Origin of the sequence: Nocardia sp. NPDC051981 (genome assembly GCF_040680715.1) — a bacterium.
Lineage (GTDB): Bacteria > Actinomycetota > Actinomycetes > Mycobacteriales > Mycobacteriaceae > Nocardia.
This window is the reverse complement of sequence record NZ_JBFAXK010000005.1, coordinates 253,734-273,163: the sequence shown is the minus strand read 5'-3', so window position 1 is coordinate 273,163 and position 19,430 is coordinate 253,734. Positions and strand designations below refer to the sequence as shown.

At 67.3% G+C, this 19,430-nt stretch carries 20 protein-coding genes; 16 read left to right on the top strand and 4 right to left on the bottom strand.

All coding sequences use genetic code 11. From position 1 onward, the window contains the following. Positions 1-634 precede the first annotated feature (634 nt). The 4 genes from AB0L60_RS12710 to AB0L60_RS12695 all read left to right on the top strand — a co-directional run bounded on the left by AB0L60_RS12710 (position 635) and on the right by AB0L60_RS12695 (position 4,662). The gene (locus AB0L60_RS12710) at positions 635-1,381 is read left to right on the top strand and encodes a glucose 1-dehydrogenase (protein WP_364611709.1); all 747 of its coding nucleotides are present in this window, start codon (positions 635-637) and stop codon (positions 1,379-1,381) included. A 33-nt stretch (positions 1,382-1,414) separates the two neighbouring features. Then, positions 1,415-3,088: a class I adenylate-forming enzyme family protein gene (locus AB0L60_RS12705; RefSeq protein WP_364611706.1), complete on the top strand. Its 1,674-nt coding sequence runs from the start codon at positions 1,415-1,417 to the stop codon at positions 3,086-3,088. 256 nt (positions 3,089-3,344) lie between these two features. Then, positions 3,345-3,635, top strand: coding sequence for a hypothetical protein (locus tag AB0L60_RS12700; protein ID WP_364611703.1), 291 nt, complete (start codon positions 3,345-3,347; stop codon positions 3,633-3,635). 10 nt (positions 3,636-3,645) lie between these two features. Continuing rightward, entirely contained in the window at positions 3,646-4,662 is a 1,017-nt protein-coding gene (locus AB0L60_RS12695) for a YncE family protein (protein ID WP_364611700.1), read from the top strand. Here AB0L60_RS12695 and mqo read toward each other — a convergent pair. Then, complete coding sequence (gene mqo, locus AB0L60_RS12690) at positions 4,593-6,071, bottom strand: malate dehydrogenase (quinone) (RefSeq protein ID WP_364611697.1); 1,479 nt, start codon at positions 6,069-6,071, stop codon at positions 4,593-4,595. The genes AB0L60_RS12695 and mqo overlap by 70 nt on opposite strands. A gap of 92 nt (positions 6,072-6,163) precedes the next feature. Between mqo and AB0L60_RS12685 the strand changes: the two genes are divergently transcribed. Beyond that, positions 6,164-7,117, top strand: a complete 954-nt coding sequence (locus AB0L60_RS12685; protein WP_364611694.1) for a LysR family transcriptional regulator — start codon at positions 6,164-6,166, stop codon at positions 7,115-7,117. Here the strand turns inward: AB0L60_RS12685 and AB0L60_RS12680 are convergent. After that, positions 7,083-8,435 carry an FAD-binding oxidoreductase gene (locus tag AB0L60_RS12680; protein ID WP_364611691.1) on the bottom strand — a complete coding sequence of 451 codons (1,353 nt, stop codon included), beginning with the start codon at positions 8,433-8,435 and terminating at the stop codon, positions 7,083-7,085. The two genes, AB0L60_RS12685 and AB0L60_RS12680, sit on opposite strands and share 35 nt — an antisense overlap. Positions 8,436-8,459: 24 nt before the next feature. Next, positions 8,460-8,924, bottom strand: coding sequence for an NUDIX hydrolase (locus AB0L60_RS12675; RefSeq protein ID WP_364611688.1), 465 nt, complete (start codon positions 8,922-8,924; stop codon positions 8,460-8,462). Positions 8,925-9,132: 208 nt separating this feature from the next. On the opposite strand from AB0L60_RS12675, the gene AB0L60_RS12670 reads away from it, so the two are divergent. The 8 genes from AB0L60_RS12670 to AB0L60_RS12635 all read left to right on the top strand — a co-directional run bounded on the left by AB0L60_RS12670 (position 9,133) and on the right by AB0L60_RS12635 (position 16,256). Further along, on the top strand, positions 9,133-9,804 hold the full coding sequence (locus AB0L60_RS12670; protein ID WP_364611685.1) for an NAD(P)H-binding protein: 672 nt from the start codon (positions 9,133-9,135) through the stop codon (positions 9,802-9,804). 116 nt (positions 9,805-9,920) lie between these two features. Beyond that, entirely contained in the window at positions 9,921-11,171 is a 1,251-nt protein-coding gene (locus tag AB0L60_RS12665) for an AAA family ATPase (RefSeq protein WP_364611682.1), read from the top strand. A 26-nt stretch (positions 11,172-11,197) separates the two neighbouring features. Continuing rightward, positions 11,198-12,172 (top strand): DUF58 domain-containing protein, encoded by a 975-nt coding sequence (locus AB0L60_RS12660; RefSeq protein WP_364611679.1) that lies wholly within the window; start codon positions 11,198-11,200, stop codon positions 12,170-12,172. A gap of 17 nt (positions 12,173-12,189) precedes the next feature. Next, positions 12,190-13,194: a VWA domain-containing protein gene (locus AB0L60_RS12655; protein ID WP_364612023.1), complete on the top strand. Its 1,005-nt coding sequence runs from the start codon at positions 12,190-12,192 to the stop codon at positions 13,192-13,194. A gap of 49 nt (positions 13,195-13,243) precedes the next feature. Then, on the top strand, positions 13,244-13,963 hold the full coding sequence (fabG1, locus tag AB0L60_RS12650) for a 3-oxoacyl-ACP reductase FabG1 (RefSeq protein WP_364611676.1): 720 nt from the start codon (positions 13,244-13,246) through the stop codon (positions 13,961-13,963). Between the two features lie 87 nt (positions 13,964-14,050). Then, entirely contained in the window at positions 14,051-14,890 is an 840-nt protein-coding gene (inhA, locus tag AB0L60_RS12645) for an NADH-dependent enoyl-ACP reductase InhA (RefSeq protein WP_364611673.1), read from the top strand. 33 nt (positions 14,891-14,923) lie between these two features. Further along, on the top strand, positions 14,924-16,012 hold the full coding sequence (locus AB0L60_RS12640) for a ferrochelatase (RefSeq protein WP_364611669.1): 1,089 nt from the start codon (positions 14,924-14,926) through the stop codon (positions 16,010-16,012). 10 nt (positions 16,013-16,022) lie between these two features. Further along, positions 16,023-16,256 carry a hypothetical protein gene (locus AB0L60_RS12635; RefSeq protein WP_364611666.1) on the top strand — a complete coding sequence of 78 codons (234 nt, stop codon included), beginning with the start codon at positions 16,023-16,025 and terminating at the stop codon, positions 16,254-16,256. A gap of 16 nt (positions 16,257-16,272) precedes the next feature. Here AB0L60_RS12635 and AB0L60_RS12630 read toward each other — a convergent pair whose 3' ends face one another. Next, positions 16,273-16,965 (bottom strand): hypothetical protein, encoded by a 693-nt coding sequence (locus tag AB0L60_RS12630; protein WP_364611663.1) that lies wholly within the window; start codon positions 16,963-16,965, stop codon positions 16,273-16,275. A 110-nt stretch (positions 16,966-17,075) separates the two neighbouring features. On the opposite strand from AB0L60_RS12630, the gene msrB reads away from it, so the two are divergent. From msrB to AB0L60_RS12615, 3 genes are all read left to right on the top strand, one after another. Then, complete coding sequence (gene msrB, locus AB0L60_RS12625; RefSeq protein WP_364611660.1) at positions 17,076-17,531, top strand: peptide-methionine (R)-S-oxide reductase MsrB; 456 nt, start codon at positions 17,076-17,078, stop codon at positions 17,529-17,531. Beyond that, the gene (gene msrA, locus AB0L60_RS12620) at positions 17,528-18,040 is read left to right on the top strand and encodes a peptide-methionine (S)-S-oxide reductase MsrA (RefSeq protein WP_364611657.1); all 513 of its coding nucleotides are present in this window, start codon (positions 17,528-17,530) and stop codon (positions 18,038-18,040) included. The genes msrB and msrA overlap by 4 nt, the downstream gene beginning before the upstream one ends. A 137-nt stretch (positions 18,041-18,177) precedes the next feature. Further along, complete coding sequence (locus AB0L60_RS12615; RefSeq protein ID WP_364611654.1) at positions 18,178-19,392, top strand: FAD-dependent monooxygenase; 1,215 nt, start codon at positions 18,178-18,180, stop codon at positions 19,390-19,392. Positions 19,393-19,430 lie beyond the last annotated feature (38 nt).

Genomic DNA, 19,430 nt, shown 5'->3' with positions numbered 1-19,430 from the left:
CTCCAGTTGCGGTGCCTTCGACCGGCGCTCGACCGCCGACCGATACACGATGGCAACATCCCCGACCCCGGTCTCACCCCCCCGACTCCTCGACGAACGATCCAGTACGTCAACGACCCCAGCGTCGACCAGACCCCGTCGCAGACGCCGCTGTGCCGACCGGCAACCCTTCCCCGGCGATCCCTCCGCCGACTCAACCCCGCGCACCACCGTCTGCTCCGTTGCAGCTTCGACTGAGGCCATGCCGGATCCCTACTCCAAAAGCGACTGTCCATTATGATTCGACACCGACGCCGCAACCGATTGGTCTCTCGACCAAAATTTTTGAAATAGATGCACTCCAGTCATGGATGCCGACGTTGTCGAGCGCCTCTGCACCCGGCCTGGCCTGCGTAATGAGCGTTTCTGGGTTGCGGTTCGGCTGGTGGCGTGACCGTGTGACACGCCGGCAGCTGCCCCTCGCTGACGGCATTGATCGACGATGAGGCGGAAGTCAGCGAACAGCCCGCAATCCTTGGTTTCGCCCCATCGGGGCCATACCTCATTCCGTTGGTTCAATCAATGATTGAAACAGTGATTGAAGACATGCTTAGCTGCCCTCATGACCGAGAAGCTCTCAATGGAAAACCCGAGCATGAACAAGCGAGTCGCGGGCAAGGTGGCCCTTGTCAGCGGAGGCGCGCGTGGCATGGGCGCGGCGCATGCCCGTGCTCTGGTCGAGCACGGAGCCCGCGTGGTGGTCGGCGACCTGCTCGAGACCGAAGGCCGAGCGCTGGTGGCCGAATTGGGTCCGGCGGCTCGCTTCGTCCACCTGGACGTGACCAACCCCGAGCACTGGAAGCGGGCCGTGCGTGTCGCCGTCGAGGAGTTCGGTTCGCTGACCGTCCTGGTGAACAATGCCGGAATCGTCAACGGCAACACCATCGTCGACTTCGAACTGGTGGCCTGGCAGCAGATCATCGACATCAATCTGACCGGAACCTTCCTCGGCATCCAGGCCTCGGCCACGGCGATGATGGATGCCGGCATCGGATCGATCGTCAATATTTCGTCGGTCGAGGGCCTGCGCGGCAGCGTCGGACTGCATGGCTACACCGCCACCAAGTTCGCGGTCCGCGGATTGACCAAATCGGCCGCACTCGAGCTGGCACAGCACAACATTCGCGTGAACTCGGTCCACCCCGGCATGGTGCGCACACCGATGACCGAGGGCATCCCCGAGGACTTCCTGCAGATCCCGCTCGGCCGCGCCGCCACCGCCGACGAGGTCGCCAATCTCGTCGTCTACCTGGCCAGCGACGAATCCAGCTACACGACCGGCGCGGAGCATGTCATCGACGGCGGACTGATCGTCGGCGTCCCGCACAAGACGTTCGGATGACGCTGCTACCCATCGGATTCGAGGATTTGATTCATGACCAACGCTGTTGATCTGCGGGCTCTGGCCGCGCAGGGGGCCGGGAAGCTGACGGGGCCGGGTGGGCCGTTCGAGATGACGGTCGAGCCGGTGTTGGGTGTGCCGCTGCCGGTGTTCAAGAACCGTCACCGATCGCTGCTGGATCTGCTGGAAGCGTCGCGTGGGCTGGGCGATCTCGACTATCTGGTATCGGCGCGGACCCGCTACACCTTCGCCGAGCACTACGCGGCCGCGGGCGCGCTCGCTGCGGCGTTGGCCGAGCGTTACGGCGTCGGTAAGGGCGACCGTGTCGGCATCCTGGCCGCCAATGCCCCCGAGTGGGTGCTGACGTTCTGGGCCGCGCAGCGGCTGGGTGCGATCCCGGTCGGTTACAACGCCTGGTGGGTGCCGCGCGAGATCACCTACGGCCTCGAGCACTCCGCGCCGAAAGTCGTGATCGCCGACGCTAAACGGGCCGCGCTGGCCACCGAGACCGGCATCGACCTTCCGGTGCTGACCATGGAGACCGACCTGCGTGCGCTGATCGCGGAGTTCGCCGGCGGCAACCCGAGTGCGGAAGTGGGAGAGGATGATCCGGCGATCATCCTCTACACGTCCGGGACCACGGGCCGGCCGAAGGGTGTGGTGCACACCCAGCAGAACATGGTCGCCGTGGCCGACTATCACCGGTTCATGGACGCGTTGGCGGCCGGTTTCCGCGGGCAGGGGTGGGATGGTTCCCCGGCGGGCCGTCGCTATCTGGCGACGATGCCGTTGTTCCACATCGCGAGCCTGCACAATCTGTCGGTCCCACGGCTGGCCACCGGTGATGCGGTGGTGTTCCCGACCTCGGGTGAGTTCGATGCCGAATCACTGTTGAAGCTGGTCGAGACCGAGAAGGTCACCAACTGGGCGGCGGTGCCGACGCTGGCGAGTCGCATTCTCGGCGTGGACATCTCGCGCTATGACCTGTCCTCGCTGACCGCGTTCTCGCTCAATTCCGCGCCGTCGTCCCCGGCGCTGGTGCAGCGGCTGCGGGAACGGTTCCCGGTCGCGGTGCAGGGCTTGACCACCAGTTACGGCTGCACCGAGTCCGGCACCGCCGCGACGGTGGCAACCCCGCCGGAGCTGGCCGCCGACAATGAGACCGTCGGTCGTGCGGTGGTCGGTGTCTCGGTCGAGGTGCGCGACCCGGACGGCAAGGCGGTGCCCGACGGTGAAGAGGGTGAGATCTGCATCCGCAGCCCGTACGTCATGCTCGGGTACTGGAACAACGAGGAGGCCACCCGCGCTGCGATCGATGAGAATCGTTGGCTGCGTACCGGTGACTACGGCACCTTGCGAGCGGGCAAGCTCTACATCTCCGGGCGTCGTTCGGATCTGATCCTGCGGGGTGGGGAGAACGTGTACCCGCAGGAGATCGAGAACGTCCTCGATGAGCATCTGCTGGTGCGGGAGTCGGCGGTGATCGGTGTCCCGCACGAGGATCTGGGTCAGGAGGTCGCCGCGATCGTGGTGGTCGACGACCCGCAGTCGCTGTCGGAGGACGAGCTTCGTGATCACGTGGCCAGGCAGCTGGCCTATTTCAAGGTGCCCGCGCGCTGGCTGGTCACCGCGGAACCCCTGCCGCGCAATGCCACCGGCAAAGTACTGCGCCGCGACCTAACCCTCGGATTCCACGGAGCAGGCTGACCCCGAGACCCGCCCCGCCGCGCGTTGAGCGCACATGCTGATCATGAACAACCGCATGAGCAGGTGCACCGGCCGCGGACCCGCACGGAATTCCAGGCCACCAGTGTGATCACCACCGTCGCGACCGCCACAGCGATCACGCCATAGAAGAGGCAATCGCCGGCGAGACCGATCGGGTCGTGCGGTACGGTTTCGGGGTCACCGATCAGTGTGGTGTAGTGCCACCACCGGCGCGGGATCGGCTTGTCGCTCAAGGGTGTTCGGTGGCCCAGGCGCAGATGGCGGCCAAGGGTGTTTCGAGCACACGGCCGGTTTCGACGCCCAGGAGGCCGCCGCGCGACTGACGGTTCCCTTCCTGCTCGTGCACTCCGAGAACGCGTTGGTCCCGCCCTGGGCCCGCACGTTCTATGCTGCGGTGGCATCCCCGAAATCGGAGCTGTGGCTGAACTCGGTCGGCCAGATCGACTTCTACGACGATCCCCGCCTGATCGAGCCCGCCGCCGACGCGGCCGCCGCGCTGTTCCGCGACGTCTGCCGAGTCCCATGAGGTGAGCCGGATGTGGTCGAGCAAGGTGGGGTGGGTGTTGGCCGGGGCCATGGTGGCGGCGGCCTGCTCCGCTGCCCAGGGGCCGGCCACGACCGGCGGCCCGCTGCCGCTGCGCAAGGTCGCGGAGGTCGCCTTGACCGGGGGCTCCGGCCGATTCGATTATGCGAGCCTGGATTCCGACCGCGGGCTGATGTTTCTGGCGCACATGGGAGCCGGTGAGATCGTCGAGGTCGATGTCCGGGCACACACCATGGTGCGGACTATCCCCGACGCACCCGATGTGCACGGCGTGCTGGTCGTCCCAGGGAAGCATCGTGTGTACGCCACCGTGACGGGCCGCGATCAGGTCGTGGCACTGGACGAGGACAGCGGGGCGGTGCTGTTCACCGCCCCGACCGGCGCCTATCCCGACGGACTGGCCTACGACCCGGTGCGGAACGCGGTGTGGACCACCAACGAGCGGGCGGGCAGCGAGACCGTTGTCGACGCGGACGGCGGAACCGTCCGCGGCACCGTCGTGCTGGGTGGGGAGGTGGGCAATGTCGTCTACGATGCCGCGGTCGACCGGATGGTGGTCGCGGTGCAGGGCCGCGGCGAGCTCGCCGTCATCGCACCGGATTCGCTGACCGTCACCGACCGTATCCCCACGCCCGGATGTTCTGGGCCGCATGGTCAGGCACTCGACGCAGGCGGGCAGATCATGTACGTCGGATGTGAGGGCAACGCGACGCTCATCACGGTGGATCTCGCGAAACATACAGTGACCGACCACAACAGCGTGGGGGAGACGCCCGATGTCCTTGCCTACGATCCGGGTCCGCAACGGGTGTATGTGGCCAGTGATCGTGGGTGGGTGAGCGTCTTCGATCGGCGGGACGGACATCCGAAGCCGGCCGGGGCCGCGCACCTCGCGGACGGCGCGCACATCGTGGTCGTCGATCCCGCCGATCATCACAGCTACTTCCCGATCGCCACCGGGACGTCGGGGAGCGCGCCCGCGCTCTGGGAGTTCGAGCCGTCGGCGTAGCCCGGCATGAGCTCGCGCAGCGTCGATTCCCACTGCGAATGCTGTTGCGGGAAGCACCGGTTCAACAGGTCGGCCATGATGGCCGGCGCGGTCGAGGCACCGGGCGACGCGCCCAGCAGGCCGGCGATGGTGCCGTCCGCGCCGGTGACCAGCTCGGTGCCCATGGTCAGCACGCCGAGGCGGTCGGGGTCGGGTTTGACCAGCTGGGCGCGTTGACCGGCCTGCACCAGGTACCAGTCGGCGGGGTCGGCGTCGGGGTAGAACCGTTGCAGCTGTGCGAATTTGCGGCGGCGTGTCGAGAGCAGTTCGCGAATCAGATAGCGCACCAGCGGCAGGTTCTGGAGGCCCGCGGCCACCAGTGACACGATATTCGAGGTCCGCAGGGTGGTGAACAGATCGGTCAGTCTGCCGTGCTTGAGCAGCCGCGTACTGAAGGTGGCGTAGGGGCCGAACAGCAGCGACGATTCGCCGTCGACGATGCGTTTGTCCAAGTGCGGCACGGACATCGGGGGAGCGCCGACCAGCGCCTGGCTGTAGACCTTCGCCTCGTGCCGGGCCACGACGTCGGGGTTGTCGGTGCGCAGGAACTGCGCACCGACCGGGAACACCCCGTACCCGCGGACCTCGGGAATCCGGGCCTTCTGGAGCAGTTTCAGGGCATAGCCGCCCGCCCCGACGAACACGAAACGCGCGCGGATGGTGAAGCGCTGCCTGCTGTTCCGATCGCGTCCGGTCACCGTCCAGATGCCGTCGTCGCCGCGCCGCAGCCCGGTGACCTCGTGGCCGGTGCGCTGCTGACCGCCCGCACCGGTCATGGCCGCCACCAGGGATGCGGTGAGCGCTCCGAAATCGACATCGGTGCCGCCCTCGTACCGGGTGGCCGCCACCGGCTCACCCGGTTCACGTCCGTCCATGAGCAGGGGAGCCCACCGCGCGATCACGCCCGGATCCTCGCTGTACTCCATTGCCGAGAACGCGGGCAGTGCCCGGAGCGTCTCGAAACGTCGGCGCAGGTACGTCACATCTCGCTCGCCGAACACCACATCCATGTGCGGCGTCGCGGTGACGAAGCTCGGATCCGGCAGCATGCCCCGATCCGCGAGGCCCGCCCAGAGCTGCCGCGACAGCGCGAACATGGACGCGATTTCGGCCGATTTGCTCGGATCGCCCGCATTCGGCATGTAGTTGAGTTCGCAGAACCCCGAGTGTCCCGTGCCCGCGTTGTTCCACGGGTCCGAGCTCTCCGCGGCGACGCGGTCGAGCCGTTCCAGCAGGACCATCGTCCAATCCGGTTGCAGCGCCGCGATCATCGCGCCGAGGGTGGCGGACATGATGCCGCCCCCGATCAGTACGACATCGAGAATTGCTGTGTCCGTGTGGGATTCGGTGCTGTCGGCGTGCGTGTCCATCTGACTGACCTCCTCGGCTGCTGGTATCGGTAATCGTCACGCCGCGCCCATTCATCCGTCCAATGTTCATTTCGAGCGATTATGATCCGAATATGGATGGATTGCCGTCTGCTCAGGTCGAGGCGCTGATTCCGCTGCTCGCGGCGTTCGACGCGGCGGCGGCCGAGGGGCACATCACGCGCGCGGCGCAGCGGCTCGGCGTGCCGCAGTCGTCGCTGAGCCGCCGGTTGAAAGCGGTCGAGCAGGCCGTCGGGGTGAAGTTGTTCCAACCGGTCGGTCGCCGAGTCGCGCTCACCGCCGCGGGCCGGGAGCTGTTCGACCGCACGCGCGGACTGGTCCAGGCTCTCGGCGACGCGGTCGACGTGGTCCGCAGCGACGCCGATCCGGAGAGCGGCCTGGTCCGCTTCGGCTTCCCCTTCACCCTGGGCCCGGTCAGCATCCCGTCACTACTGGCCGACTTCCACGCGGGTGCACCCCGCATCCGCCTGAGTCTGGTGCAGGCGCACGGCACCGCCCTGGTCGGAATGGTCCGCGAGGGTCGCCTCGATCTGGCCGTCACCATCCCCGCGCCCGATGACCTGCCCGCGATCATCCTCGGGTTCCAGCGCCTGCACCTCTATGTCGCGAACGCCCACCCGCTCGCGGCCCGTGGACTGGTCGATCTCGCCGAACTCGCCGATGAGCCGTTCATCGCCAATCCGCCGACCTATCACCTGCGCCGGCTCGTCGACTCCTGGTGCGCCGAGGCCGGATTCACCCCGAATGTCGGCTTCGAGATCACCGAGTTCGAAACCCTGCGCGCCCTGGTCGCCCAGAACCTCGGCATCGCGGTGCTCCCGGCCCCGGAGACCCCGCACCCGGGCCTCACACGTGTCCCCCTGACCGGGGAGCGAGAGCGCAGCATCGGCCTGGTCTCCGGCAATCACCGCCCGACGCCCGCCGTGGCGCGCCTGCGCGATCATGTTGCGGCGCATGCCATGTCGTATCTCGAGCACGCGCGCGAGATCGTGGTCAGGACCCGTTGGGAAGTGGATTTCCCGGGTTGACGTCGAGCACCTTGCCGGGGTTGAGCAGCCCCAGCGGGTCGAGCGCCCGCTTCACCGCCGCCATCAGATCCACTGCGGCCCCGTGCTCTTCCCGCAGATACTTCTTCTTGGCCAGCCCGATCCCGTGCTCACCGGTGGCGGTGCCGCCGACCTCGAGCGCATGCCGCACCACCAGATCCGAGAACCGCTGCGCCGCCTCGTATTCGGACTCGGTATAGGGAACGATGGTGTGGACGTTCCCATCCCCGATATGCCCCGCGACGGTGATGTTCAGCCCGAGTTCGGCCCCCAGCCGGGTGGCGGTCTCCACGGCCCCCGCGATCCGCGAATAGGGCACGGCGGTATCGGTGATCATGAACCGGCAGCCGGGATTGCTCGCCTTGACCGCGAAGTAGAGATTGTGCCGATCCTCCCAGAGCGCATGCCGATCCCCGTGCGTGCGCGCGGTCACCACCTCGATAGCATCGTGCGCGGCGGCGATCCGCCCGATCTCCTGCTCATTGGCGGCTACCGCTGCGGACGACCCGGATTCGATATCGATGAACAGGGCGGGCGTCTCGGCGTACGCGGTACCGCGGAACATGTTGATGGCCGCCATGCTCGGCGCGTCCACCAGTTCCAGCCGGCTCACCGGCAGCGCCGCGCCCAGCATCTCGACCGCGGTGTCCACCGCATCGGCCACCGTCGGGAACGAAATGCGCAGCGAGTGAATCCATTCCGGAATCGGATGCAGCTTGACGGTCAGCTCGGTGATGATCCCGAGCGTGCCCGCCGACCCGATGAGCAGGTCCTTCAGGTCGTATCCGCTCGAGGATTTGCGCACCGCGCGCCCGATCCGGGTGACGGTGCCGTCGGCGAACACCGCCTGCAACGCGAGCACATTGGCCCGCATGCCGCCGTAACGGACGGTGGTGGTGCCGCTGGCATTGGTGGCCGCCATCCCGCCCAGTGACGCGTCGGCACCGGGATCCACCGTGAACTGCAGCCCGAATTCGGCCGCCGCCGCATTGAGCCGGGTCCGGCTGACGCCGGGCTGCACGGTGGCGGTGAAGTCGCCGGGGGAGATGTCGAGGATCTTGTCGGCCTGGGTGAAATCCAGGATCAGCTCGTCACCCCGGGCCAGGAGATGCCCTTCCAGGCTGGTCCCGGCCCCGCGCGCGATCAATGGGGTGCGGTGCTCCCGGGCCCAGTCGACCACGGTCACCACGTCGTCGACGGTGACCGGATAGACGACGCCGCGGGGACGCCGTCCCGCCCGGCCGGTCTCGTCGACCGTGAATTGGTCGAGGACCACCGGACGAGTGTCGATCTCGAGCATGTGGTCCTCCGCAGCGGCGAGTGGCTACTCCTGGTACGTCATGAGAATACGGCGGATCGACGGGGTGACCGGCAGTTCGCCACTGAGCGGGACCCACCGGTACTCGGCGTAGTTCGTGACCCGCACCGGCCCGGCACTCGCCACCGAGGCCGCGAAATGTTCTCTGCGGACCCGCTTTCCGGCACTCGAGAGGTAGTCGAAGCTGCCGAGGTGGCGCGCGACGTCGACCACCGCGAGCCCGGTCTCCTCCCGCACCGCCCGCACCACCGCGCCGGCCAGCGACTCGCCCGGGCGGACCACCGTCCCAGGCAGGTGTAGCGGACTGCGTCCCTCGACGTGCTCCTCGTGCTCGAGCATCAGCACCGCGTCATTGTGTTCGACAACCACTCCCACCCGTAGCGCGACCCCGTCGGCGGCCGCCCGCTCCCGGAGTTCTTCCAGCACCGTCTCGCCGATGGATTGCCTGGGCGAAACCTCGAAATCCCACACGTCACACCACATCCCGTATCACCGGACACCGTCGACCGATAGTGACAACGCTACCGGCGCAGAAGCGGTCGGCGGCAGAGACATTCGCAAGATTAGACGCATCTTCGCCCGGCGCATCGCTGCTCCGGAAACTTTCTGGTACCGATCGAATCGTTCCGTCGGTCCGATGGAAAGCTGGGAGTGTGCCCGCCTACGAGAGGAGTCACCGATGAAGGTATTCCAGATCGGAGCGGCCGGCGGCATCGGACGCCGTCTGTCGACGCTGCTGACCGCGCGCGGTGACGAGGTCACCGGTATGCACCGCAACCCGGACCAGGCGGCGGTGATCGCCGCGACCGGCGCGACTCCGGTGGCCGGCGACCTGGTCACCGATTCGGTGGACGAACTCGCCGCCAAATTCCACGGCCACGACGCCATCGTCTTCTCCGCGGGCGCGCACGGCACCGGGATGGACCAGACCTCGCTGATCGATGGCAGGGGACTGGAAAAGTCGGCCGATGCCGCCCGATTTGCCGGTGTTGCCCGTTTCGTTCTGGTGTCCGTGTTCCCCGACGCGGGTCGCGCTCTCAACACAACACCCGCCTTCGAGCACTACATGCGCGTGAAGAAGATGGCCGACGCCTACCTCGTCGCCACCGACCTCGACTGGCTCATCGTGCGTCCCGGAACACTGCGCAACGAACCCGGTAAAGGCCTGGTCGCAGCCGGACTGGCAATCGAATACGGCGACGTCCACCGCGACGACGTCGCCGCCTTCATCGACGTCGCCCTGCACCGCCCGGCCCTCAACCGCGTCATCATCGAACTGACCGACGGTCACACCCCCGTCGCCGACGCCGTCGAACTGGTCCTCGACCACGCCACTACGGCCAGGAAATAGCCGAAAGCCACATTTCACGACCGAAATTCGCGCCGCGATCGGATCCGGGTGCGGCAATTGCGCGAGATACCTGGAATAGTTGGGGCGGAACGCACAGGACCAAGGCGAAAGCGGGGATGTTGGTGACTTCGACTGACGGTGTGAGCGGGGTAAGCACGGTGAAGGATGCACCGCCCTCGCCTCCGAACACCCTCGAGCGCGATGTCCAGACCCTGGAAAAGGCGATCTACGAAGTCAAGCGCGTGATCGTCGGTCAGGATCGGCTGGTCGAGCGGCTGTTGGTCGGTGTCCTCGCCAAGGGGCACGTCTTGCTGGAAGGCGTGCCGGGTATCGCCAAGACCCTGGCCGTCGAGACCTTCGCGAAGGTGGTGGGCGGCAGCTTCTCGCGCGTGCAGTTCACCCCGGACCTGGTGCCCACCGACCTCGTGGGTACCCGCATCTACCGGCAGGGCCGCGAGGAGTTCGACACCGAGCTGGGCCCGGTGGTCGCCAACTTCGTGCTCGCCGACGAGATCAACCGCGCGCCCGCCAAGGTGCAGTCCGCACTGCTCGAGGTGATGGCCGAGCGGCACGTGTCCATCGGCGGCAAGACCTACCCGATGCCGAATCCGTTCCTGGTCATGGCGACCCAGAACCCGATCGAGTCGGAGGGCGTGTACCCGCTGCCCGAGGCGCAGCGCGACCGCTTCCTGTTCAAGGTCGTGGTGGACTACCCCTCCGTCGAGGAGGAGCGCGAGATCATCTACCGGATGGGTGTCACCCCGCCGGAGGCCAAGCGGGTGCTCGATCCGGAGGAACTGGTCCGGCTGCAGAGCGTGGCCGCCAATACCTTCGTCCACCACGCGCTGGTCGACTACGTGGTCCGTGTGATCGCCGCGACCCGCAAGCCCGCCGACTTCGGCATGCAGGATGTGGCCGGCTGGATCTCCTACGGCGCCTCGCCACGCGCCTCGCTCGGCATCATCGCCGCCGCCCGCGCGGTCGCGCTGATCCGCGGCCGCGACTACGTGGTCCCGCAGGATGTCGTCGAGGTGATCCCGGACGTGCTGCGCCACCGCCTGGTGCTGTCCTACGACGCCCTCGCCGACGAGGTCAGCCCCGACGACGTGATCAAGCGCGTGCTGCAGACCGTCGGCCTGCCGCAGGTCGCCGCCCAGGCCAATGCCCCGGCCGGCGCCCCCGCGCCCGCCGAAGCGCGGGGAGGCGGAGCGCCGATGCCCGCCCCGGCGCAGCAGCCGGTGCTGGTCCCGCACGGCGGTGCCCCGCAGCAGCCCGGCGTGCCCGCCCAGGGCATTCCGCAGCAGGGTATTCCGCAGCCCCCCAACGGTCAGGTGTCCGGAGTTCCCGGTCAGCCCCAGCCGAAGTGAGGCCGGTCTCGGAATCGATTGCGCCCGTGACGATCTCACCCCCCAGCGGCTCCACGCACGCCCCGCCCTCGTTCCGGCAGGGGCAGCTGACCGACCCGCGATTGTCGGCGGCGTTGAAGACGCTCGAACTCACCGTGCGCCGGCGTCTGGACGGCGTGCTGCACGGTGACCACCTGGGCCTGATCCCCGGTCCCGGCTCCGAACCCGGTGACGCCCGCATGTATCAGCCGGGCGACGATGTGCGGCAGATGGATTGGTCGGTCACCGCCCGCACCACCCATCCGCACGTGCGGCAGATGATCGCCGACCGCGAACTCGAGACCTGGCTGGTCATCGACCTCTCGGCCAGTGTCGACTTCGGTACCGCGCTGTGCGAGAAGCGGGATCTGGTGGTCGCCGCGGCGGCCGCGGTCACGCATCTGACCAGTGGCGGCGGTAACCGGATCGGCGCGGTGGTGGCCAATGGCCAGCAGCTGATCCGGATTCCGGCCCGCAGCGGCCGCGTGCACGAGCAGGCGATGCTGCGCAAGATCGCGACCACCCCGCACGCTCCCGACGGGGTGCGCGGTGATCTGCGCGGGGCCATCGAGGCCCTGCGCCGCCCGCAGCGCAAACGCGGTCTGGCCGTGGTCGTCTCCGATTTCCTCGGGGACATCGACTGGCAGCGTTCGCTGCGCGCCATCTCCGGCCGCCACGACCTGCTCGGCGTCGAGGTGCTCGACCCGCGCGATCTGGAACTCCCGGACGTCGGCGATGTGGTCCTGCACGACCCGGAGTCGGGCCGGACCCGGGAATTCAGTGTGACCCCCACGCTCCGTACCGATTTCGCGCGCGCCGCGCAGCATCATCGCGACCAGGTCGAGCAGGCGCTGCGCAGCTGCGGTGCGCCGGTGATGACCCTGCGCACCGATCGCGACTGGATCGCGGACGTGGTCAGATTCGTTTCGACCCGGCGCCATACCTTCGGCGCCCCGACTGCCGGGCGGGTGCCGCGACAGTGAGCATTGGCAATGTCACTTTGAGCCTTTCGCATTTCACGGCGCAGTACTGGCTGGGATTCCTGGCCGTGCTGGCCGCGATCGCGCTGATCTACATCCTGATCCAGCAGCGGCGGCGAAAGCACATGCTGCGCTTCGCCAATATGGATCTGCTGGAGAAGGTCGCACCCTCGCAGCCCAAGCCGTGGCGGCACATCCCGGTGGCGCTGACCCTGGTGGGCCTGATCTTCCTGACCTTCGCCGCCGCCGGTCCGACCGCGGCCAAGAAGGTGCCGCGCAACCGGGCCACGGTCATCCTGGTGATCGACGTGTCGCTGTCCATGGAGGCGACCGACGTGCCGCCCAGCCGAATTCAGGTGGCCAAGAAGGCCGCCAAGGAGTTCGCGGACAATCTGACGCCCGGTATCAACCTGGGTCTGGTCACCTTCGCCGGTACCGCGTCGGTGCAGGTGTCGCCGACGACCAATCGGGAAGCGGTCAAGGCGGCCATCGACAATATGAAGCTGGCCGAGCGGACCGCCACCGGCGAGGGCATTCTCACCGCCCTGCAGTCGATCGACACACTGGCGTCGGTGCTGGGCGGCGCGGAGAAGCCGCCGCCGGCCCAGATCGTCATGATGTCCGACGGTAAGCAGACCGTGCCGGACGACAAGGACGTCGAGAACCCTCGCCACGGCTTCACCGCCGCGCGGCTGGCGAAGGAGAAAAACATTCCGGTGTCGACGATTTCGTTCGGCACCACCTGGGGCACCGTCGAGATTCCGGATCAGGACGGCAAGGGTTCGCAGCGGGTGCGGGTGCCGGTGGACGACGATTCGCTGCGCGAGATCGCCAAGTTGTCCGGCGGCGAGTTCTTCACCGCCTCCACGCTGGAGGAACTCAAGAACGTCTATGCCCATTTGGAAGAGCAGATCGGCTACGAGACCACCATGGGCGACGCCAGCCGTCCGTGGCTGTTGCTCGGCCTGCTGGTGACCGCCGGTGGCGTGCTCACCGCCCTGCTCTATCGTCAGCGTCTGCCGTAAATCGGTACCGCGCGCCGAGTCCCGAACACGAACAGATAGGTTTGCCCTTATGTCGAACATCACATCCCGGTCGGTACTGGTGACCGGCGGTAACCGCGGCATCGGTCTCGCGGTTGCCCAGCGCCTGCTCGCCGACGGACACAAGGTCGCCGTGACTCATCGTGGGTCCGGCGTGCCCGAGGGGCTTTTCGGCGTGAAATGCGATGTGACCGATGCCGAATCGGTCGATCGCGCGTTCTCCGAGGTGGAGGCGCACCAGGGTCCGGTCGAGGTTGTCGTCGCCAATGCGGGCATCGTGGACAACGTCCTGTTCATGCGCATGAGCGAGGAGTCGTTCTCGAAGGTCATCGATGCCAACCTGACCGGTGCGTGGCGAGTCGCCCAGCGTGCCAACCGCAATATGCTCAAGAACCGCTTCGGCCGCGTCATCTTCCTCGGCTCGGTGGTCGGTCAGATCGGTGCGCCGGCGCAGGTCAGCTACGCGGCGGCCAAGTCCGGTCTGGTCGGTATGGCGCGCGCCATCACCCGTGAGGTCGGCAAGCGCAACATCACCGCGAATGTGGTCGCGCCCGGCCTGATCGACACCGACATGACCCGTGACGAGATGACACCGGAGATGCGCAAGACCGCACTCGATTTCATCCCCGCGGGCCGGATCGGTCAGGCCGAGGACGTCGCGGGCGTGATCAGCTTCCTCGCCTCGGACGACGCCTCCTACATCTCCGGTGCGATCATCCCCGTCGACGGCGGTATGGGCATGGGCCACTGAGCCTTTCGCTGTAAGAGACACAGCGCTCAGTTCCATCCGTATCGCTCAGCCCCCAGCATCTTTCAAACGAGGAGAACCGACCAACCCATGGGTGGATTGCTCGAAGGCAAGACCGTACTCATCACCGGCATCATCACCGACTCGTCCATCGCATTCCACGCGGCCGCGGTCGCGCAGGAGCAGGGCGCGAAGGTGATCATCACCGGTATCCCGGAGCGGCTGCGGCTCATCGACCGCATCGCCAAGCGCCTGCCGCAGGAGGTGCCCCCGGCCATCGGTCTCGACGTCACCAGCGAAGAGGATCTGGCGAATCTGCCGGAGAAGCTGCGTGAGCTCGCGCCCGAGGGCATCGACGGTGTGCTGCACTCGATCGCCTTCGCCCCCAAGACCCTGATGGGTCCGGACGCGGTGGCGTTCCTGGACAGCCCGGGCCCGGATGCCGCCAAGGCGTTCGAGATCTCGGCCTGGTCCTACGCCTCGCTGGCCCGCGCCGTGCTGCCCGCCATGAACGAGGGCGGCTCCATCGTGGGCATGGACTTCGATCCGCGCACCGCCATGCCGTACTACAACTGGATGGGTGTCGCCAAGGCGGCGCTGGAGTCGGTGAACCGCTATGTGGCGCGGGAAGTCGGCAATGCCAAGAAGGTCCGCTCCAACCTGATCGCGGCCGGTCCGATCAAGACCCTCGCCGCCAAGGCCATCGCGGGTACCGCCACCGATGATGCCAAGCAGCTGAACATGCTCAACGAGTACTGGGACGGGGCGTCCCCGATCGGCTGGGATGTCGACGACCCGACCGTGGTGGCCAAGTCCATCGTGGCCATGCTGTCGGACTGGCTGCCCGGCACCACCGGTTCGATCATCTACGTCGACGGCGGCGCCAGCCACAACACCTGGTTCCCGGAAGCCGGTTTCGGCGGCAACTGATCCGGACGAGGTTCGAGGGTAAGGAGGAGAGCAGTGGCTGCGGAGCCCACGGCTCGTGAAGTGGACGCCCTGCTACTGCTGTCCTTCGGCGGTCCCGAGCGCCCCGAGGATGTGATGCCGTTCCTGGAGAACGTCACTCGGGGCCGGGGCGTGCCGCCGGAGCGCCTCGCCGAAGTCGCGCAGCACTACCTGCACTTCGGCGGGGTATCGCCGATCAATGCCCTGAATCTGGACATCATCAAGGCCATCGAGGCCGAATTCGCCACGCGCGGTATCGATCTGCCGGTGTACTTCGGCAACCGCAACTGGCACCCGATGGTCGAGGAGACCGTCGAGCGCATGCGCGCGGACGGTGTCCGGTCCGCGCTGGTGTTCCCGACCTCGGCGTGGGGCGGGTACTCCGGCTGCCTGCAGTATCACGAGGACATCGTGCGCGCCCGGGCCGCGGTCGCCGACGCGCCCGAATTGGTGAAGCTGCGCCAGTATTTCGACCATCCGCTCTTCATCGGAGCCTTCGCGGACTCGATCCGCGGGGCTGTCGCGGAACTGCCGGCCGACAAACGCGAGTCCGCCCGCCTGGTCTTCACCGCCCACTCGGTGCCGGTCTCGGCCGATGTCGCCTCCGGCCCGCCCGCCGAGCAGCACCTCTACAGCCGTCAGGTCGCCGAGGCGGCCCGATTGTGCGCCGCCGCAACCGGATTCGACGACTACGACCTGGTGTGGCAGTCGCGTTCCGGCCCGCCGCAGATCCCGTGGCTGGATCCCGACATCGTTGACCACCTCGACGCCCTTGCCGCGCGTGGCGTGGACGCGGTCGTGGTTTGCCCGGTCGGCTTCGTCTCCGATCACCTCGAGGTCATCTGGGACCTGGACAACGAGGCGAAGGAGCGGGCCGCCGAACTGGGCATGGCCTTCGCCCGCGCCGCCACACCCGGCCCGGACCCGCGCTATGCGCAGCTGGTCGCCGACCTGGTGGACGAGTACCGCACCGCCGCCGCCCCGGCCCGCCTGAGCGAGATCACCGCCCTGGGCTGCACCGTCAACGGCGCGCCCTGCGTCGTCGGCTGCTGTGCCCTCCCGCCGCGCCGCCCCGCGGTGGCACCGACGGCCGCCGAATTGTAGTCTCGCCCAGGTGACTACACCCGGACGCGGAACCCCGCAACGCCGTCAGCCCGCCTCGAGCGGCGCCGTCGCCCGCAAGCAGCGCACCTTCGGCCCGCCGGACATGTTCGTCTGGGCGCCGGTCCTGACGCTGTTCCTCGCCGCCGGCATCGTCGGCACCATCGGCCAGTCCATCGGCTTCGCCGCCGCCTTCGTCGGTGTCGCGGTGATCATGCTGGTCGCCGACATGTGGTTCAACCGCTGACACACCAGGTTCGGCATTACTTCAGGACGTTGACCGCGCGGGCGATGACCAGGCTCACGGTGACGAGTGCGATCGCCGATTGGACCATCATCAGGGTTTTCGCCCAGCGGGACATCGGCATCACGTCGGTCGGGCTGAACGCGGTGGCGTTGGTGAAGGACAGGTAGAGGTAATCCGGAAATTGCGGTTCCCACTCGGGATCCGTGAGATCCGGATTCTGCATCTGGACCCAGAGGAAATCGGGATAGGGCTTGCGGGCGTGGGCGCGGGCGGCGGGCCCGCCGCGGTCGAAATCCCAGTACCAGAGCGCGAATACGAGCACATTGGTCAGCCACACCGCGCCGCCGGAGGTCAGCAGGCCGGCCGCATTGTCGCTGACCGTGCCATCGATCAGGCCCTGGACGAGGTGCGCCACCGACCACACCATGGCGAATCCGAGCAGCGCCATCAGCAGCAGGCTGAAGCGGCGCAGGCGGATCTCGTCCCGGTCGAGGCGGACGGGGTTGCCGATCATCAGCACGATCAGCAACAGCAGCCCGATGCCCGGGACGACCCAGCGCGGCCCGGCAATGAATTGCGCGGGCAGATAGAACTGCACAACCAGGATTCCCACAATGGCCGCCGTCGCCGCCCACCGCGATTCCCCCGCTGTCCGCCGCGCCCACGCGGGCACCTGATCGTCGTCGGTCTCGTTCCCGGGCGCGCTCACGCTGGTGAGTATGCCCGGCGGCCAATGGTGACAGAAGTATGACGCGGGGTTGAGGGTGGACTTTCCAGCGGGCAGGGTGGGTTGTAGCTGAGGCCGATCAAGGAGGTCATGTGGCACAGGAGTACAACCGGAATCCGGCGGCTGTGGCCGCGCTGTCGCCTGAGCAGTATCACGTCACGCAGGAGAACGGGACCGAGCGAGCGTTCACGGGCGAGTACTGGGACAACCACGAGCCTGGTATCTATGTGGATGTGGTGTCCGGTGAGCCGTTGTTCGCGTCGACGGACAAGTTCGAGAGCGGATCGGGGTGGCCGAGTTTCACCAAGCCGATCGACAACGCCAATGTGGTCGAGAAGCGGGATCTGAGCCACTTCATGATCCGGACCGAGGTGCGCTCGTCGCACGGCGACAGCCATCTGGGGCATGTGTTCACCGATGGGCCGCGCGATGCGGGTGGGCTGCGCTACTGCATCAACTCGGCGTCGCTGCGGTTCATCCACCTCGACCAGCTCGAGGCCGAGGGCTACGCACAGTACAAGTCTCTGTTCACGAAGGAGGAAGCGTGACCGATACGCGGAAGGCCATTCTGGCCGGCGGATGCTTCTGGGGCATGCAGGATCTCATCCGGAAGCAGCCGGGTGTGCTGTCGACCCGGGTGGGTTACACGGGTGGTCGCAACGACAACCCGAACTACCGCAATCACCCCGGGCACGCGGAGGCGGTGGAGATCGTCTACGACCCCGCGCAGACGGATTACCGTGCGCTGCTGGAGTTCTTCTTCCAGATCCACGATCCGAGCACCAAGGATCGGCAGGGCAATGACATCGGGACGAGCTACCGCTCTGCCATCTTCTACCTGGACGACGAGCAGAAGCGGGTTGCCGAGGACACCATCGCCGACGTCGACGCCTCCGGCCTGTGGCCGGGCAAGGTGATCACCGAGGTGACCCCGGCGAGCACGTTCTGGGAGGCCGAGCCGGAGCATCAGGACTACCTGGAGCGGTTCCCGAACGGCTACACCTGCCACTTCCCGCGGCCGGGCTGGAAGCTGCCGAAACGGCAGGCCACGGCGTAGATCCGAGTGGGCCTCATCGGGTTTCCCCGGTGAGGCCCCTTTTTGTTCCACAGACTAGTTGCGAAGAAACTAGTTTCATGGATACTATTGCTCAGTGGTCGCGAGGGTGATCGAAGGAATCGGGGAAGGCAATAGTCATGAACGGCATCAAGAAGGCACTGATCATCGGCGGCGGCATTGCGGGCCCGGTGACCGCGCTGGCGCTGCAGAAGGCCGGCATCGAGGCGACGGTGTACGAGGCGTACCCGGCCGCGGCCGACACCGGCGCGATGCTCACCGTAGCGCCGAACGGCCTTGCGGCGCTGGGGATCATCGGCGCGGACAAGCTCGTCGAGGCCGCCGGGCACCCGCTGCACAGCATGGTGATGGAGACCGGCACGGGTCGCACACTCATGCAGGTCGACGCGCTGCCCGGCCTGCCGCCGAGCTGCACCATCCTGCGCTCGGACCTGTTCCGGGTGCTGCACGACCACGCGGTCGACAACGGCATCACCATCGAGCACGGCAAGCGGCTGGTCGACCTCGAGCAGACCGAGACGGGCGTGATCGCCCAGTTCGAGGACGGCACCACGGCCACCGGGGACATCCTGATCGGCGCGGACGGCATCCACTCCACCGTGCGCACCCTGATCGACCCGCTGGCCCCCGGTCCGGAGTACACCGGCCTGATGAGCTTCGGCTTCGGCGAATTCACCCCGGACGGAAAGCTTTCCGACGGCGGCGAGGGCGATATCGAGGCGATGCACTTCGCATTCGGCAAGCGTGCCTTCTACGGCTACTGGCGTCAGCCGAACGGCAAGTATGTCTTCTTCAGCAACTTCCCGCAGGAACAGCCCATGACCCTCGCCGAGGCGAAGGCCGTGCCCGCCGAAGACTGGCTGGCGAAGCTGCGCGCCGCCCACATCGGCGATACTCCCGGCGAGCGGCTGTTCGCCGAGGCCGGCGTCGAGGACATGATCGTCACCGGCCCGATGGAGCGGATGCCCCACGTGCCCAACTGGTTCCGCGGTCGCGTGGTTCTGGTCGGCGACGCCGTGCACGCCCCGTCCTCCAGCTCGGGCCAGGGCGCGTCGCTGGCCATCGAGTCGGCCGTCGAGCTGGCCCGCTGCCTGCGTGACATCCCGGACCCCGCAGCGGCTTTCGCGGCCTACGAGCGCCTGCGCCGCCCCCGCGTCGAAGACATCTCGGACAATGCCGCCAAGACCAACAACGGCAAGACCTCCGGCCCGGTCGCCAAGGCCCTGTTCGGTCTGATGATGCCTATCGCGACCCGCACCTTCCTCAAGCCGGAGAAGATGTTCGGCCCGGTGCACCGTTTCGTCATCGACTGGGACACAACGATTACCGCGTGAGCCGGGCACAGTGATCCCCGGGGGCGGCCCGGGGATTT